We start from the raw sequence: 16,458 nt of genomic DNA on the forward strand, positions 1-16,458 counted from the left end.
GAGTGATAGCGCATTAGTCAAAATTGGGCAAACTAAATACTACACCACAATTAAAGTGCAAAATGGTATAAAGCGTCATTAAAAATCTACTCTTTATGCTTGTTTGATTTGGTATGTTGCATCAGTTGCAACAACCGTCTTGATTGCAAACGGTCAGATCGTGGTTTCAGTCTTCTAAAAGAGGACTGAAAAGCTAGTACAGCACTGCGTAAATAGACCAACTATTGGAAATCATACAAAAGCCTCGCTGATAAGCTTTTTGCTTTTTGACTTCCATTTCTGTCTTGCAGTAAAAGCATAAAAAGTCATTTATAGGCGCAATAATCAGATATCAGTTTGAATGCACTTGTTTTCCTAAACACTTACAACCTGCTTTTAGAGTCGAATTTTCTATGTCAGACCCCAACATTGGTCGCTTACTCAGCAAACGCTACCAACTCCAAGAGTTAATCGGTACTGGAGCAATGGGTCGGGTTTATCGTGCTAAAGATACATTGTTAGGGGGTGTACCTGTTGCAGTTAAGTTTCTAGCTCTATCAATCCAAAATGAAAAGATGCGATTGCAAGACCGCTTTGAGCGAGAGGCAAAAACCTGTGCTTTACTAGGGCAAAAAAGTATCCATATTGTCCGAGTTATGGACTATGGCGTAGATGACAATAACATCCCCTTCTACGTCATGGAATACTTACAAGGACAAAGCCTGAACAATATTATTCGCAAGCAACGATTGCCTTTAGCAAGATTTCTCAGTATGGTGCGTCAACTCAGCCTGGGGTTACAGTGTGCCCATGATGGCATCCTAGTTGATGGCACTATTTGCCCAATTATCCATCGTGATGTTAAGCCAAGTAATATGCTGGTGATTCAAGATCCCAGTTTTGGAGAATTGGTCAAGGTTCTAGATTTTGGTATTGCTAAGTTATTACAGTCAGATGGCGACCATACAAAATTTTATTTAGGGACATTGGCTTATTCCTCTCCCGAACAGATGGAGGGTAAGGAATTAGACAACCGTGCTGATATTTATAGTTTGGGCGTGATGATGTTTGAGATGCTCACAGGCAAAATGCCACTAGTAGCACCAACTCACTCTTTTGGTGCGTGGTATAAAACACATCACTATCAAAAACCACGTTCTTTTGCTGAAGTTGCTCCTGGATTAGAACTACCAAAAGAAATCGAAAATTTAGTGATGAGTTGTCTAGCTAAAGTAGCACGCGATCGCCCCCAAAGTATTACTGAAATCCTCAGAGTTTTAGTATCTTTAGAAAAGCCTGAGCATACACGCAAAATTCAGCAAGCCAGTCATGCCTTAGTTCCTACTACTACAGCTAGCACTGAGTTTGAACAAAAGACCAAAGCCGATTTGCAAGTATCTTGGGCAAATGATGAAATTGCTCATGCCATTTCCTGGCCCCAAAATAAACCAATTGCCGATATTGTCTTTCCCCAGCCCATTCATATCAATGGGGAGGTTTTACCTGCGTTGTGGGTGATGCTACCGCAAGAGGAAATTCAAAAACGCTTACTCTGTAACCGCTATAACCAATTCCTGTTCATCTCTATCCCCCATCCCATGCTGCTATGGATTACAGTAATCCACAACCGCAAGCATGGCGCTAAATGGTTGCCTTATTACCTCGATCTTAAAACCAGCCTTGGTCAGGAAATTGCCCGGTTACTACAACACACAGGTTACTACCGCCTGTTATTCTTTGCACGAGAAGCACCAAATCCCTGTACCCACATCTTACTTTCCAGCATCGCTTCTGCCCAGCGCCAACGACTGCAAGAGTGGGTGGCAATGAGCAATACGTTGATGTCCTCTGCCGACCCGCAAATTAGTAAAAGTTTACTTAAAAAGGAGTACGAAAAAATTAAGCCTCAAATTCTAACAAAACTGGAAAGTATTGATACAGATTCTCCATCCGATCTTTCCAGCTAAAGATAATTACTTAATGTTACGTGTTTTATATAAAACTAAAAGGTTGCCACTCAAAGAATGTAACGTTTTATAAACAAAGTATATATAAAGATGTAAGTTCTAGTTAGATGTATAAAGAGTGAAATTACTAGATACTAAAGTAGCGGTATCCAAATTTTCTCTGAATCTTCCTGTGCAAATATTCCAGTGGATTATAAACGTATGCAGGTGTGATTCTCAGACTGGACGAAACAACAAGAAATTTGGCTAAAGCAAACAACGTATTTAGTCGGCAATGCTAAAGTTATTTTAAACTTTAGCAAATATGCAGTAGACAATGTTTACTCATTCTTCGTTAATTTCGTGAATTGAACATTTGCGCCATCTATGTAAAATTGTTTATCGAAGTTGACGCCCCGGCATCCCCAGCTGTTTTCCTCCTTGGAACCAAGCAAGAGAAGGAGGTCGCCCACTGCGACATTAGAACGACTCTATGCCATAGTGGAACCTGAATCTATACCCCACTGGTGTTTAAGAAGCTCTTGATAGGTTGCCTCGCGCACGACCATTTGCTCATAGAGCTTGACTAAAAAATCTTTAGCTTGATCGTGGCTCATATTCTGTACCTGAGTAGCAAATGAGCAGATGCTAAATTGCTGTTCCAAGGATAGTTTCATTGGTTGATTCATAATTACTCCGAAAAAACAACGTGTAAAGGTGATATCGCTCACAGAAGTCCAAATGGGATAATATTTGGACTCCTATCTGTCCAACATTTGTTCCTCCGTATTACGAAAGATAACAATTGTTTGACAGATTGCCCACATCCAAAATGTGGACTTTTTCTGATCTGATCTCTTGCACCTAATCCTACTGATATACTACCCAAGTCAACTGAACCATATTCGGCAAAATAAGCTCTATTTGGTCTTAGATAGGTATAATTACCTCCCTAATTTTTTCTTGCTTTGCACAAATCTCCTTTAAAAAGAATATCTACTGCTGTGCAAAACCCGTCTTAGTCTTTGTGTTTAAAAAGCCTAAGATGCTTTCTCCCCAAGCGTAGAGGAAGCTTCGGAGGGTGGAGATTTTAAGGAGGCTGGGGAATTAATGGTAATAAGCGTGAATTATAGTCGCTCTACCTTATTACGTGCAAGATGTCAATTTACCAATTTATACAAATTTAGCCTCTTTAGATGATTTTAGAGGCTAAAAATATTTGTATCAAATTGTAAAAAGGAAAAATGCTCACACTGAACAAATTACTGAGTATATTTACCAGATTTGTCCTTTGTCCTCTCTTACAAAGTTGAGGCAGTCTGTTGGCGGGGTTCCCCCGCTTAAAGGAACTGCCGTCTAATGCCTGCGGCGGATAGTGCAGCGTAAAGCCTGCGGCATGGCAACTCTACAAGACGCACTCGCGTTCGCTTAAAGCGAGTCTGCGAGCGTTGTAAACCTTCGCCAACGCCAGCTCGCCCAAGTCGGGAAACCCTTTCCCTTGCGACTGGCTCGACTTTGTGCTTTGTCCTATCCTGCGGTCAGCCGCTGGCGCGTCTATGTGATTTGTTTAAAGTTACTAAGCATCAACCAATGACTAATGACTATTTTCTTCGAGTGAGACGATGACAACTGTGATATTATCGTGCCCTCCATGCTCTTTGGCAGCCTCAACAAGAGAGATGGCGGCTTTATCAAGCCAAGGACTATTTTGGAGGCAGTTAGCAATCTTCTGCTCGACAAGTTCTTCTGTAAGACCATCACTACATAACAGTAAGCGATCGCCAACTTTCACATCTAGTGGTTGCACATCAATTTGATGCAAGTCTTCACGCCCCAAACAGCGCGATAATACATGACGAAAAGGATGTAATCGTGCTTCATCTAAAGTGATGTCACCGATTTTGATTGCTCGTGCTACCCAAGTGTGGTCTTCGGTTACTTGTTCTAAGTGCGACTCTCGGAAGCGATACAGCCGCGAATCGCCAACATGAGCGCACCAAGGCGACTCTGGAGAGCGAAAAATCACTGCTACAACTGTTGTCCCCATATCGGCGCGTTCGGGATGATTTTGCTGATCCTGCAAAATCGCTTTGTTAGCTCCCCACAAAGCTTGCTCTAGCAATTCTTGAGAAGACTTAGAAGTTTCCCAATTTGCTACCAAATACGCTTGAATTTCTCCAGAGGCAATTTTACTTGCCTCCTCACCTCCAGCATGACCACCCATGCCATCAGCAACAACGAAAAATCGCCCTTCTGGGTCGATATAGTAAGCATCTTGATTATTAGAACGAATAAGTCCCGGATCGCTAAAACCCGTGAAATTAAGTTTCATAAGTTTTTTTTGCAATAATTAATACATACGATCGTAACGGTCGAGGCGTAAAAGTAATCGGATCAAAATCGCTGAAAGCACCACTGCAATTAAACCAGGCAGCAGTGCGAACCATAGATAATCCTTAACCACTAAAATAGTAGCTGAAAGCGTGAAACCGCTGATTAACAGAGCATAACTTATTGAGAGCTGAATACTGCTCTGTCGCCGCAGCAAGCGTTCGGTTTCTATAGACCGAACGCGCAAGCGCATATCTCCTTGCTCTAGCTTCTCGAGTGTATCTTCTAATCTACGTGGCAGACTAAGGGCTGTACTACTTACCTGAGCTGCTTGGCGACTTAATTCGTTAAGAAAGCTATTCCCCTCAGAACCATTCATATTGGTCATAAGTTCCATTGCATAAGGTTTGGCAACTTCCATAAAGTTAAACTCTGGATCTAAGCCTTTGCCTACCCCTTCTAGAGTAGAAAAGGCTCGCATCACGAAAGTGAAAGTTGCTGGAAATCTAAATGGCTGATTATAAGCTATTTCGTAAAGGTCGTCACTGATTGCTGCAACTGATTGGTTCTCAAAGGGCTTATCCATGAAATGATCCAGCATATACTGGACGGAACGCCGCACTGGACCCATATCATCAGTTGGGGCGATCGCACCTAAATTTATCAGAGATTGCACAACGCGATCGCCATTTTTTTGGGCAATCCCAAAGAGTGTTTCCATCAATCCTTCGCGGATATTAGACTTAATCCGCCCCATCATGCCGAAATCGTAAAATATTAAAGCACCATTTGTACTCACAGCAATATTGCCTGGGTGAGGATCGGCGTGGAAAAAGCCACTATTGAGCAATTGTAGTAAGTAGGCTTGAGCGCCTTGACGAGCGATCACTTTTCGATCTAAACCTGCTGCTTCTAAAGCTTCGTATTGACTAATTTTAATTCCAGGGAGATATTCTAAAGTCAGCACTTTGGAAGTTGCGTAACGCCAGTATATTCTGGGGACGTTCACCCAATCGTAGCCGCGAAAGTTCCGGCGAAAAGTATCGGCGTTACGACCTTCGTTGAGATAATCAATTTCTTCCCAAAGAATGCGACAACATTCTTCGTAAATACCTAACCAATCTCGTCCCCGTCCCCATTTGGGATGGTTTTGAAAGTAGCGGGTAATTCCTTTGAGAATTTGTAAATCTATTTCAAATAATTTCTTTAATCCAGGACGTTGTACCTTGACAACAACCGATTCCCCAGTATGTAGCACAGCTTTGTGTACTTGCCCCAAGCTAGCAGCAGCTAAGGGAATAGGTTCAAAATTATCGAAAAGTTCAGGAATTTTCTTGCCTAGTTCTTTCTCAACGGTCGCTTCTACTTGCTCATAACTAAATGCAGGTACTTTGTCTTGTAACTTGGCTAGTTCTTCTACATATTCACCAGGGAATATATCAGCACGGGTAGAAAACAGTTGCCCAACTTTGATGAAGGTTGGCCCCAAATCCAGTAAAGTACTGCGAATCCAAACCGCTTGGGTTTTGCGTCTTGCAGCTTGCTTTACATCAGTTACACCACCTGGATAACTCCAAGATTTGTTGTATAGCCAAAGTTTGAACAATAAGGTCAAGACAAAAGACCAAATGTCCACAAAACGCCGTTTGCTAGAGTATTTTTCCCGATTCCAACGGTATGCTTTCTCTGAATAACCTTGTTCCATATACTTTGTTTACCGTTGGTTTGCGACCGAATCACTTAGAAGAAAAGACACTTTGATTCCTAAACTATTCTTTCTTAGGGGTCATTTGTCATTTGTACATAATTTTTGACTAATGACTAATGACTAAAATTTATGCAGAAGCTCTACGATAATGTTGCAATTCTGTTCTTAACAAGGCAATTTCGGCTCGTAATTCATCAATCTCTGCTTGTAAGTCTCCTGAATCAGAACTGGCTTGTCCAGTACCTGTGGTAGGTTGACTAACATTAGCAGCTTCTGCTGTCCGATTTGCCCGCTCTAAAACTTCTTCTGTAAACTGGCGCAACTGCTCTCTAGCTTCTGCATCAAATTTGCCTAAATCGCTCAAAGCATCGGTTAAGGCAACCTCTAAACGCTCATTAACTACTTCAGCTACTGCTCTGCCTACGAAAAAGGCTTGCACAATGGGGTTACTCATAAATTTTTGTTACGTTGATCCGCAAGAAAATTATAACTTGCCTGTATGCTTTACGGCTTCTGTTGTTTAGCTATAAATTTACATTAGGCGATCGCTTTATTTATCATCACATACCAGCAACTCTCGATAATATTGCTCTGGTGTACTCGGTAAATAAGTTGTCATTTGCAAAGTTTGTTGCCTCAACTTGAAACTTTGGGTAATGTTAATCTGCTTCAGGAAATCGATATCGTGGGAAATTACAAAAAGCGCTCCTTGGTAATCATTGATACCTACCACCATTTGTTCAACAGTTTCAAGATCCAGGTTATTAGTTGGCTCATCAAGAACCAGTAGATCGATTTCTGAGATACTGATCGTAGCGATTGCTAGTCTTGCCAACTCACCTCCACTCAGTATGGAAGCGCTTTTGTGAACGTCTTCATATTTAAAGAGAAAGTGTCCCAACTGTTGACGCAAAAGCTGATAGCTGAGATGAGGATTGGCAGCTTGCATATTTTCCAGAATTGTGTATTGGCGATTTAGCAATTCGTAGGTTTGATCGAGATATACAGCTTTCATGACTGGTGTGAGCAAAACCTCACCTAATTCTAAAACCGCCGTTTGGTTTTCCATCCCCAAAATTGCCTTTACCAAACTCGATTTCCCAGAACCATTTGCGCCGATAATGGCTATGCGATCGCCAGATGATATATGCAGTTGAATATTTTGAATCAATAGACGCTCTGATATCCTAAGATTCGCACCCTGGATATTAATTAGATTTCGGCGTTTTTGATTTTTTTCTTCTAGCTGAATACTTGTTACTTTCGTAGTTTTTACCTTCGTTTCTGCAACCTTTTGATTAGCCTTTACTACTGCTGCTTCATGTTTCTTTTTCGCAGTTCCAGTAGACACCTCAGCTTTTGTTTTAATCAGTCCTGCTGCCATTCTATCAATACTACCATTCAGAAACTTGGCGCGACCGTTGCAACTAGATTGGGCTGCGCGTTGCTGTTCTTGCATAGCTGTGGCTTGGGTACGTTTGAGTTTTTTTCTGGCGGCTTCGTGCGATCGCAATGCTACCTCTAACTCTATTTCTTTCTGTTCTCGATAGTACGAGAAATTACCACCATATATTTTCAAGCCAACAGGTGTAAGTTCCCACGTAACTTTTGTTACTTGGTCTAAGAAAAAAGGCTTGTGAGAGACAATTACATACGCACCTGTGAAATTCCAAAGAAACTGTTTTAGGCTTTCTAATGCTTGCAAATCCATGTGATTAGTTGGCTCATCGAGCAATAATAAGTTTGGCTCTTGAGCTAAACCGATCGCCAAAAACAGTTTAGTAAGTTCTCCGCCACTCAAGTTAGCGATTGGCAAAGATAAGTCAACTTGGGTGTGGAATTGTGTTTGCAAAATATCTTCAATCTTCCACCATTCATCAGAGATGGAAATCAAAAAATTAAGTACTGTATCTGCTGTAATTTCTTGCTTGATAGTGCTGATTTGTGGTAAATAGTAGACAATACCATTACACCAAACTGAACCTGTATATCGGTTAATTTTACCTGCAAGTATCTTGAAAAGGGTGGATTTTCCGACTCCGTTGCCACCTACTAAAGCAATGCGATCGCCTGCTTCGATATTTACATGAACTTCTTGAAACAAAGTTCTATCTACGCTGAGTTTATATGCTAAATTCTCAGCTAACAATATTGATTTTTTCGGCATTATTCTCAAACCTCAATTTCCAAACTTCCACCCGCGTATCTCCAAAAGTTACGGGTAGATTAGACACAAAAAGATTCAGTCGCAGACACTTTTCAAGCGATTTTATGTAGATAGGATTGATGACAATATTTTTAGTGCATGACTATGTGAAGTAACCCTGTCAAACTAATTGCGTTTATTCTTTGTTGACATTTGTTGCTTGGGCGCAACAGGTGCTTGGTACTACTTCATTTGTGCTATTTCATTGGAGTTGTGAAGAGGTTCGATATTGACCACAGTGTAACACGAAGGTATTTCGGAAGGGTAGCGATCGCCAACCATAACACTGCTAAAATCAATCCATAACTACTTGATGCCGTATCCATTCTATGACTATTGCTCAAGAATTAGATTCTCAAGAAGGCATCTGCCAAGATGTTATATTTCCCCCTGGTGATTTATATAGTGACGAACCTCCCTTGGAAAGCGAACTGCATTTACGGCAAATAATCCTACTATTAACATGTCTAGAATGGTTGTGGCGAGATAGAAATGATTTTTATGCAGCTGGAAATCTGACTATTTACTACAGTCCACGCCAACGCAAATCAGAACACTTCCGGGGACCAGACTTTTTTGTAGTGCTGGGATGCGAACGTAAAACCCGTAAAAGTTGGGTAGTCTGGGAAGAAGATGGCAAGTATCCGAATGTAATTCTAGAAATTCTGTCTGACTCAACAGCGAATACTGACAAAAATTTAAAGAAAACAATTTATCAAGATACCTTCCGCACACCCGATTATTTTTGGTTTGACCCTTACACTCAAGAATTTGCGGGATTTCATTTAGTAGATGGAGAATATCAACCTCTACAAGCAAGCGAACAAGGATATTTGTGGAGTCATCAGCTAGGGTTATATTTGGGAGTTTATGAAGGTTTATTGCGGTTTTTTACACGAGATGGACAACTAGTACCAACGCCAGAAGAAACGGCAGAAGAGGTACAGCAGAAAGCTGAACAAGCCGAACAAAAGGCTGAACAAGCCGAACAAAAAGCCGAACAAGCCGAACAAAAAGCTGAACGTTTAGCAGCAAAACTGCGGGAGTTAAATATTAATCCAGATACAATTTAGACCAGAGCTATTTCATTTAGGATAGTGTTGCGCTAAAAACTCCTCAGCTTCAGTCTTATCTTTAATTACTCCATCCAAGGTAGCAGCAAGCATATCATCTAATATTTGCCGATATTGGGGCCCTGGTTTGTAACCAAGTTGCTTTAAATCATTGCCATTCAGTAGTGGCTGCACATTAGCCCAAACAGTTAAATATTCCCAAATCTGATGTCTAAGCGATCGCAAACTTTGCACAGCAATTAAAATCAGCATTGGTAAATCGTACTGTCGCAACAACTGTACTACTGCACTAGGAATTTGACACTTAGGCAAAAATTCCATTACCTCAGTTTGAGCAGAAGCCAAGTTTTGCAAGCGTTTAATGCCATCTTCTTGCAATTGCAGATTTTTTGCTACTTTCGCCCGATATTGTGGTTCTAGATGAGCAATTAACGCTTCTAAACGCATTTCCCAATGAATAAGGGTTGATTGCGGGTCAAATCGCCGCAAACAGCGTTCTAGCAAACGTAATTGTCGCAAGAGTTCTGCGTCTAACTTCAGGGTAGGATGGATGCATTGCAATGCCTCTAAGTTATCGAGTAACTCTAAAGCTGATTTCCAGTAAGAGGCTTCTAGGATGTGTTTTAATTCTGTTTTCAGTCGAGTTTGCAGGGCTGGAGTTCTGCTATTCTCTTGAGCAGTGCGATCGTAAACACCACTGTTGATGGCATAGCGGATAAACTCTTCAGTTTGCGATTCTATCTGAAATCCGAAGCGCACGGCAAAGCGCACGCCGCGAAAAATGCGGGTGGGGTCTTCGATAAAGCTATTGGCGTGTAAAACTCGAATTTGTTTAGCTTCTAAATCTAGTAATCCACCAAAAAAATCGAGTAATTCACCAGTACGAGGGGAAGTCAGGCGCAAGGCGAGGGCGTTGATGCTAAAATCTCGGCGATACAAATCTTGACGAATAGAACTGGCCTCAACTTCTGGATTTGCGGCTGGATAAGGATAGAATTCTGTTCTAGCAGTAGCAATATCTACCCATAGAGAATCTAATTCTGGGTCTTTATGCCATAACAAAGCCGCAGTTTGAAAAGCCCCGTGGATTTCTAAGCGAGCCGTAGGGTAAAGTTGTTGGAGTGCCTTTGCTAATTCCACACCAGCACCGACATCTGCTGATTTATGAAACCCATCAACCACAAGATCGATATCTTTAATCATCAAAGTGCCGGCTACTGCTTCCGTTAATAGCAAATCCCGTACTGCACCGCCCACTAAATAAAGATGCCAACCCCGTTTTTCTGCCTCTTGCGATGCTGTAGTGAGTAATTGCCATAGTTGCGGAGCAATGCGATTTTGCAATTCAGTCTTGAGAGGAATTTTAAATTTTGTTAGCGCCGCGTTAGCGAGTCTGTAAGCGTCATTTTGAATTTTGAATTTTTGCTCCCCCTCTTGGTCTTCATCCTTTTCTTGATGTAATTCTCGCAAGACATCAGTACGGGTGACAATGCCCATTAACTGCTCATTTTCCAATACTGGTAAGCGTCCGATATCATAAGTCACCATCAGCGACTCAATTTGTGGCAATGTCGTATCTGGTGTAATTGTTTTGAGATTCCTGGTCATGTAGCCCTTGACTGGTGCATGACTAAATCCGTGGTGTAAAGCGACATCAATATCCCGCCGCGAAATAATACCTATTAGTTGCCCTTGAGTATCGACTACGAATAAACCAGAGTGTCCATAGCGTAATAAAATGCGCTGGGCTTCAGCAATTGTAGTTTCAGGCAGAATCGTGCGGACAGGAGAAGACATCAAATCCCTAGCAGTGAGGGGATGGGGAATTTGTGCTTTTATCCCGTCAAGGAGTTGTTTTAATATTGCTTGCGAATCAACTCCCCTGAGATTTAGCGATGCGGCTTGCGAATGACCGCCGCCACCCAAGAGTTGGAATAATAGGTTAAGATTCGTTTTGGGAATTTGCGATCGCCCAATTACAGTTAAGCGTGAATCCTCTTCATTTAAAGCATACTCATTAGCCAATAATAGAGCATCAATTTCGGTTAATTCCACAAGTTCCGAAGCCAGACTCGATAGCCCCGGCACAAAAGCCTCAGTTTTCAAAGTTACCCAAGCAACCGTATATCCATGTAGACGAAGATATTCTAAACGTTCCAGAGATTCAGTTAATAGCTGCTGCAATTGCGGAGATAATCCGGGGTCACGGTAGGTGGAAATTACTGCTAAACTAGCCCCTTGTTGCATCAACCAAGCCAAAGCTAAAGCATCTCGTGCTGTGGACTGGTTATATGTCAAAGAGCCAGTGTCAACGTGGATACCCAAAGCCATTACAGTCGCTTCGGCAGGAGTCAAAGAAATTTCCTGTTGTTGCAATAGCTCGACGATTAAAGTTGTGGTGGCTCCTACTGAATCAATATGCGATCGCGTCGCCGGAATATCTGATTCTTGTCCTAAGTGATGGTCATAAACTATAATCTCTCTTATATCTGGTAAATCTAACCACTCAGCAGCTTTACCCAAGCGATCGCGCTGTTGTGTATCCACCACAGTCAAAGAGCGAATTTTTTCTGAATTCACTGAACGGCGTTCAATTAGAGGATATTCATCCCGATGCAACGCTAAAAAATCCCGTACAGTAGGATGAGAGCCGCCAGTTAGGACAATCTTGCTTCCCGATAGTAAGCGCGTTAACCCTACTGCTGCTCCTAATGCGTCAAAATCTGCTGTTGTGTGGCAAAGAATTAAATCCATACTTATAAAGTCATTGGTCATTAGTCATTAATACTTAGACAAAGGACAAATGACAAAAATGTTGCAATTTCTGCTAGCTTAAAAATAATAAGAAAGTGTCAGTGTCGCCCTTTAGGATATTCTATACCTTAGTATTTCGCTGTATTGGGAGAAGCAAAAATGACCATAATATTCCAATTTGCCTTGATAGGTTTAGTGGTGTTGTCTTTTGTCCTTGTTGTTGGAGTTCCGGTTGCTTATGCCACTCCCCAAAATTGGAATGAATCTAAAAAACTGCTCTGGGTTGGTTCTGGTGTCTGGATTGGTTTGGTATTTTTAGTTGGTTTGTTAAACTTTTTTGTCGTGTAGGCGACGGCTTGGGTCTGGCGCAGGCACATAATATAAGAACCAGAGGGGCAGAAAAGCCAAGGTCAAAGGTTAAGGGAAACAAGGGATTTTTCTTTTTCCTGATAACTTCATCCTGACCGCGCTTTTCTGCTCCTCTACATTTAAATAAGAAATGTATATTGGCCAGAAGTATAGTTGATAAAGAGGCAGTCATGGCAGTTTTCGAGGGAACTTTTACCCAAACGGAGCCTTTGCGGTTTGCAGTGGTGATTGGTCGATTCAATGACCTTGTTACCGGAAAGCTGCTAGAGGGATGTCAAGATTGTTTAAAACGCCACGGCGTAGACCCTAACCCCCAAGGTAATCAGGTGGACTATGTTTGGGTTCCGGGAAGTTTTGAAGTACCTCTAGTAGCTCGCCAATTAGCAATTTCCCATCGTTATGATGCTGTAATTTGTCTTGGTGCAGTCATTCGAGGACAAACCCCCCATTTTGATTACGTATCCTCAGAGGTTTCTAAAGGCATTGCTGCCGCTAGCTTTCAAACTGGGGTGCCAGTAATTTTTGGCATTTTGACAGTAGATACTATGCAGCAAGCCTTAGAACGGGCAGGCATCAAAGGTAATCATGGCTGGGATTACGCCCTGAATGCCCTAGAAATGGCTAGCCTGATGCGGCAACTGCGTTCTAACCTGGCAGAGCCATATTCTCGTAATAGCCAGTCTTTACCACCCTCTTTTCAAAGTACCAGCGTTGGTAATTTAACTGTAGAGTCAGAAGAACTCAGCTAATCCGTCATTAATCCTCTCTTATAAAGTTCTGAGCGGAGATTTCCTCCGCTCAGAACTTGCGCTTTGTCCTTTGGTATTCACTAATGACCATTGTACAGACGCGATTAATTGCGTTTATACTGACCAATGAATGACCAAAGTAAGGGGTTGACAATTACGGATAAATCTGAGATATTGATATTTGGGTGATGATCGCGGGTATAGCTCAGTGGTAGAGCGTCACCTTGCCAAGGTGAATGTCGCGCGTTCGAATCGCGTTACCCGCTTCCAAGTAAAACCTCTTGAATTTAATAATTCCAAGAGGTTTAGCGTTTTTAGGGTGCGTTGAAGTGTTCGTAGATTAGCTCTGCACTCTTGTAAACTTCTCCAAATGTGGAAAGATCCAGTCAAGATTAACCACACTCTATATTTGGACAAAGATTTACACACTACAATAAATGTTTTAGCAATTCCCGCTTTGCAAACGCTTGTGGACTTTAAGGAATAGAGATTAAATCTAATGTCGATTTAACCTTGAGAACCGATAGTAATATATATTGGTCCAAAGGTAAATTAGCGGGTTTGTTAATGTGTGTTGTTTACAAGCGTAGCCTTCCTAAAGGATTTGATTTCGGAATGGTCGCCACCTATGCTTAAAATCGTACCAGATGTGTCAGCATAATAAATTTCTAAAAACGCAACCACATTACCTTGCAAGCGACAGATGAAAAGAAGGAAGTTTTTCAACAAGATTGCCAGCTACGGGGAAAGACTACAAATAGGTAACTCCGTACTAATTTGGCAACTAGTATACTTAAAGTGAGTTGCATCTACTATATTTAATCAGGACAATGTTTGTATCGCCTTTCTATGTATATAAACACAGAAGCCTCTAAGGCCTCATATTCTCGCAGTTCATGTAAAACACGCTCAAGTTATTAGAACGCTTGTGCCATCTCAAAAACCCGAAAAAATCGATTTCAATACCGAATACCCCTGTCCCTGTCGTCGCCGGGGTCAGTTAATTCCGATTACGCTGACAGAAGCATTTGGTTGCGATCGCTGTCAGCAAATCTTTGTGGTAGAAGATAATGGTCATGTCCTAGAACAGCTTTCTACCACCTATCCCTACAAACGGGCTTGGCGTTGGATGGGAAATAGTTGGCATGTTGTCCATCCCCGTTTGGGAGAAAGCTATCTACCTATAGCACTTGGCATTATTTTCGTGCTAGTGATTATATGGTTGCCATTAGCACTGCGATTGGCAAATGGTTCCAGCATTATTGCTTGGGCAATAGTGGCGGTGCTATTGGCTATCTTACCAGCACTAATGGTCTGGCTTACCTACAGACGTTAACTCAATGACTGTTGAAGTTTTAGATGACCGCCCCGAACCGATTACTAGTGCCCAACAAGCTTATCAAGCTTCCCTAAAGTTGGGACTCACAAAGGGAGTAGACCGCAGTCGTGCAGTATTGGCAATGGCCAAGGCGATTGAGCGCTCATTTGATGACATTCTAGAAGCCAATACCTTGGATTTAGAAGCTAGTCGGGAAATGGCAGTGCCTGATCTGATATTGGATTGGCTGAAATTGACTCCCACAAGACTAGAGATGACAGTAGACATTTTACAAAGGTTGGGGGAATTATCAGATCCGCTGCGACGCGTTAGAACCGCTGATTATCAACTGGAAGATTCCCAAAGTTACACCCAATTAATGCCTTTGGGAGTGATTGGATTTATTTATGAGGCGTTTCCCGATTTAGGAGCGATCGCAGCGGGTTTTTGTATCAAAACTGGTAATTGTATAATTCTTAAAGGCAGCACCGAAGCTAGCCATTCCAACGCCGTTATCGCTGAGGTACTGCAAAGTGCGATCGCAGAAGTTGGTCTAGCTCCAGGCTGTCTAGAACTGATCACAGCCGAACATGGTGCCTCGATTCGAGATTTAGTCACCCAAGACCAGTACGTGAATTTAGTGATCCCCTACGGACGTTCTAGCTTAGTGCAGCAGGTAGTCCGACAGTCAACTTGCCCAGTTTTAAAGTCAGCGATGGGTAACTGTTACCTTTACTGGTCGCCCAATAGTAGCTTAGAAATGGTGCGCTGGATGATTCTTAATAGCCATCAAAGTGAACCCGATCAAGTCAACGCCATTGAAAAGGTACTAATTCATCGTCAAGCCTTGCCATCATCTTTAGCCGTTTTATGGAACAGCTTGATAGAAAAAGGCTTTGAAATAAAAGGTGATGCAGAACTAGTACAAGCCTTTCCTCAGTTACAGCTGGTGAAGGAAGGCGAATGGGGAAACCCTTATTTAACCAAAACAGTAGCTTTTAAACTGGTGGATAGCTTAGAGGCTGCGATCGCCTGGATTAATGAATACAGTAGTGGTCATGCTGACTCCATCGTGACTGAATCCTATCAGGAAAGTCGGCACTTTGCCTTGGGAGTTACCAGTGCTTCTACCTACATCAACACTTCCCCGCGTTTTTCCCGCAACCCTTCGCGGGGAGATTCAGTGTTTCTCGGTATGTCTAACCAAAAAGGTCATCGTCGGGGATTTATCAGCCTGGAAACCTTAACTACCGTTAAGCACATTGTTCAGGGAAATGGCAGGTTTTAAATAATTTATTGGGCTATAGGGTTGATATATTTAGGTAAACAGAGGAGCAGAGGAAAAAATATTTGTATCTTTCATTTGGTGAAATGGTATTGTACAAACGAATAATTTTATTCAGCAATAAATCGAATGGCTCTCTGCGTTAATTATTATTCATCGGCAGAAATTATCAACCCTCAACTCGCGCCACACATCAGACGGTTGCCAGCCAGAGTTACTAATGGAGCGCAAAGGGCGATAATCTTCCCAGATGTAGTCTGATTCGGATGCTTCAATGTACGCAGGTGAATTTGGTTCAACCACCGATTCAGGAATATCTTGACTCTCAAGTATCTCAATGGGTTCAGTCGATAGTGGAGTTACTTCTGTTGTCTTATGAATTGGATTAGAGGTTTTTTTGATCAGTCGTTGCATATTCATAATCATCATTTAATAAACACAAGGTAGGATATTCTAGAATACAGTAAGTTATCAGAAAATCCGAAATATTTTGTCGGAAAGTTTGTCTGGGTGCGGATTGTTTTTCCAAGACTGGAGCGGAACGCGACACCGAATAGCCGGTGATAAACAACAAGTAAGGGCGCACAGATGTGGGCTTTTACTCAGACAATAACCCATCGGCACATATCATGGCAGAATGCTTTAATAAGCTGTTAGGCAGCTAGATTGTATAATAAGAGATTAAATAATTAATTTAGTATCAGCCACTTATGCCAGCCAAAAATCACCTTTCTGAAGAG

The 16,458-nt window shown here is 41.9% G+C and carries 14 protein-coding genes and 1 tRNA gene; 7 read left to right on the plus strand and 8 right to left on the minus strand.

Annotated features, from left to right (window positions below; translation table 11 throughout):
• Positions 1 to 392 precede the first annotated feature (392 nt).
• Positions 393 to 1,946 (plus strand): serine/threonine-protein kinase, encoded by a 1,554-nt coding sequence (locus tag V7K79_RS04980; protein WP_335045270.1) that lies wholly within the window; start codon positions 393 to 395, stop codon positions 1,944 to 1,946.
• Positions 1,947 to 2,416: 470 nt separating this feature from the next.
• On the opposite strand, the gene V7K79_RS04985 is transcribed toward V7K79_RS04980, so the two are convergent.
• The 6 genes from V7K79_RS04985 to V7K79_RS05010 all read right to left on the minus strand — a co-directional run bounded on the left by V7K79_RS04985 (position 2,417) and on the right by V7K79_RS05010 (position 8,496).
• Complete coding sequence (locus V7K79_RS04985) at positions 2,417 to 2,614, minus strand: NblA/ycf18 family protein (RefSeq protein ID WP_335045271.1); 198 nt, start codon at positions 2,612 to 2,614, stop codon at positions 2,417 to 2,419.
• Between the two features lie 905 nt (positions 2,615 to 3,519).
• Positions 3,520 to 4,257, minus strand: a complete 738-nt coding sequence (locus V7K79_RS04990; RefSeq protein ID WP_335045272.1) for a Stp1/IreP family PP2C-type Ser/Thr phosphatase — start codon at positions 4,255 to 4,257, stop codon at positions 3,520 to 3,522.
• Positions 4,258 to 4,275: 18 nt separating this feature from the next.
• Complete coding sequence (locus V7K79_RS04995) at positions 4,276 to 5,961, minus strand: ABC1 kinase family protein (RefSeq protein ID WP_335045273.1); 1,686 nt, start codon at positions 5,959 to 5,961, stop codon at positions 4,276 to 4,278.
• Positions 5,962 to 6,091: 130 nt separating this feature from the next.
• On the minus strand, positions 6,092 to 6,418 hold the full coding sequence (locus V7K79_RS05000) for a DUF6825 family protein (RefSeq protein WP_335045275.1): 327 nt from the start codon (positions 6,416 to 6,418) through the stop codon (positions 6,092 to 6,094).
• 96 nt (positions 6,419 to 6,514) lie between these two features.
• Complete coding sequence (gene abc-f, locus V7K79_RS05005) at positions 6,515 to 8,131, minus strand: ribosomal protection-like ABC-F family protein (RefSeq protein WP_335045277.1); 1,617 nt, start codon at positions 8,129 to 8,131, stop codon at positions 6,515 to 6,517.
• A 236-nt stretch (positions 8,132 to 8,367) separates the two neighbouring features.
• Positions 8,368 to 8,496: a hypothetical protein gene (locus tag V7K79_RS05010; RefSeq protein ID WP_335045279.1), complete on the minus strand. Its 129-nt coding sequence runs from the start codon at positions 8,494 to 8,496 to the stop codon at positions 8,368 to 8,370.
• A 3-nt stretch (positions 8,497 to 8,499) separates the two neighbouring features.
• Between V7K79_RS05010 and V7K79_RS05015 the strand changes: the two genes are divergently transcribed.
• A complete protein-coding gene (locus V7K79_RS05015; protein ID WP_335045280.1) occupies positions 8,500 to 9,243 on the plus strand; it encodes a Uma2 family endonuclease in 744 nt (247 codons plus the stop codon).
• Positions 9,244 to 9,255: 12 nt separating this feature from the next.
• On the opposite strand, the gene V7K79_RS05020 is transcribed toward V7K79_RS05015, so the two are convergent.
• The gene (locus V7K79_RS05020) at positions 9,256 to 11,997 is read right to left on the minus strand and encodes a CBS domain-containing protein (RefSeq protein WP_335045287.1); all 2,742 of its coding nucleotides are present in this window, start codon (positions 11,995 to 11,997) and stop codon (positions 9,256 to 9,258) included.
• A gap of 159 nt (positions 11,998 to 12,156) precedes the next feature.
• On the opposite strand from V7K79_RS05020, the gene psbZ reads away from it, so the two are divergent.
• The 5 genes from psbZ to V7K79_RS05045 all read left to right on the plus strand — a co-directional run bounded on the left by psbZ (position 12,157) and on the right by V7K79_RS05045 (position 15,721).
• A complete protein-coding gene (gene psbZ / locus V7K79_RS05025) occupies positions 12,157 to 12,345 on the plus strand; it encodes a photosystem II reaction center protein PsbZ (protein ID WP_099103014.1) in 189 nt (62 codons plus the stop codon).
• Between the two features lie 191 nt (positions 12,346 to 12,536).
• On the plus strand, positions 12,537 to 13,115 hold the full coding sequence (ribH, locus tag V7K79_RS05030) for a 6,7-dimethyl-8-ribityllumazine synthase (protein ID WP_335045282.1): 579 nt from the start codon (positions 12,537 to 12,539) through the stop codon (positions 13,113 to 13,115).
• Positions 13,116 to 13,309: 194 nt separating this feature from the next.
• Positions 13,310 to 13,381, plus strand: a tRNA-Gly gene (locus V7K79_RS05035).
• A gap of 662 nt (positions 13,382 to 14,043) precedes the next feature.
• Complete coding sequence (locus V7K79_RS05040) at positions 14,044 to 14,451, plus strand: hypothetical protein (RefSeq protein WP_104908233.1); 408 nt, start codon at positions 14,044 to 14,046, stop codon at positions 14,449 to 14,451.
• Positions 14,452 to 14,455: 4 nt separating this feature from the next.
• Positions 14,456 to 15,721 (plus strand): glutamate-5-semialdehyde dehydrogenase, encoded by a 1,266-nt coding sequence (locus V7K79_RS05045; protein ID WP_335045284.1) that lies wholly within the window; start codon positions 14,456 to 14,458, stop codon positions 15,719 to 15,721.
• Positions 15,722 to 15,871: 150 nt separating this feature from the next.
• Here V7K79_RS05045 and V7K79_RS05050 read toward each other — a convergent pair whose 3' ends face one another.
• The gene (locus V7K79_RS05050) at positions 15,872 to 16,132 is read right to left on the minus strand and encodes a hypothetical protein (protein WP_335045285.1); all 261 of its coding nucleotides are present in this window, start codon (positions 16,130 to 16,132) and stop codon (positions 15,872 to 15,874) included.
• Positions 16,133 to 16,458 lie beyond the last annotated feature (326 nt).

It is taken from the genome of Nostoc sp. (assembly GCF_036917575.1).
Classification (GTDB): Bacteria; Cyanobacteriota; Cyanobacteriia; order Cyanobacteriales; family Nostocaceae; genus Nostoc.

What these genes read in the sequence shown, in the direction of transcription:
- V7K79_RS04990 (WP_335045272.1), bottom strand. Translation starts at nt 4,257, where the DNA reads ATGAAACTTAATTTCACGGGTTTTAGCGATCCGGGACTTATTCGTTCT.
- V7K79_RS05020 (WP_335045287.1), bottom strand. Translation starts at nt 11,997, where the DNA reads ATGGATTTAATTCTTTGCCACACAACAGCAGATTTTGACGCATTAGGA.
- V7K79_RS04985 (WP_335045271.1), bottom strand. Translation starts at nt 2,614, where the DNA reads ATGAATCAACCAATGAAACTATCCTTGGAACAGCAATTTAGCATCTGC.
- V7K79_RS05050 (WP_335045285.1), bottom strand. Translation starts at nt 16,132, where the DNA reads ATGCAACGACTGATCAAAAAAACCTCTAATCCAATTCATAAGACAACA.
- abc-f (WP_335045277.1), bottom strand. Translation starts at nt 8,131, where the DNA reads ATGCCGAAAAAATCAATATTGTTAGCTGAGAATTTAGCATATAAACTC.
- V7K79_RS05045 (WP_335045284.1), top strand. Translation starts at nt 14,456, where the DNA reads ATGACTGTTGAAGTTTTAGATGACCGCCCCGAACCGATTACTAGTGCC.
- V7K79_RS05010 (WP_335045279.1), bottom strand. Translation starts at nt 8,496, where the DNA reads ATGGATACGGCATCAAGTAGTTATGGATTGATTTTAGCAGTGTTATGG.
- V7K79_RS05000 (WP_335045275.1), bottom strand. Translation starts at nt 6,418, where the DNA reads ATGAGTAACCCCATTGTGCAAGCCTTTTTCGTAGGCAGAGCAGTAGCT.
- V7K79_RS04995 (WP_335045273.1), bottom strand. Translation starts at nt 5,961, where the DNA reads ATGGAACAAGGTTATTCAGAGAAAGCATACCGTTGGAATCGGGAAAAA.
- psbZ (WP_099103014.1), top strand. Translation starts at nt 12,157, where the DNA reads ATGACCATAATATTCCAATTTGCCTTGATAGGTTTAGTGGTGTTGTCT.
- V7K79_RS05015 (WP_335045280.1), top strand. Translation starts at nt 8,500, where the DNA reads ATGACTATTGCTCAAGAATTAGATTCTCAAGAAGGCATCTGCCAAGAT.
- ribH (WP_335045282.1), top strand. Translation starts at nt 12,537, where the DNA reads ATGGCAGTTTTCGAGGGAACTTTTACCCAAACGGAGCCTTTGCGGTTT.
- V7K79_RS04980 (WP_335045270.1), top strand. Translation starts at nt 393, where the DNA reads ATGTCAGACCCCAACATTGGTCGCTTACTCAGCAAACGCTACCAACTC.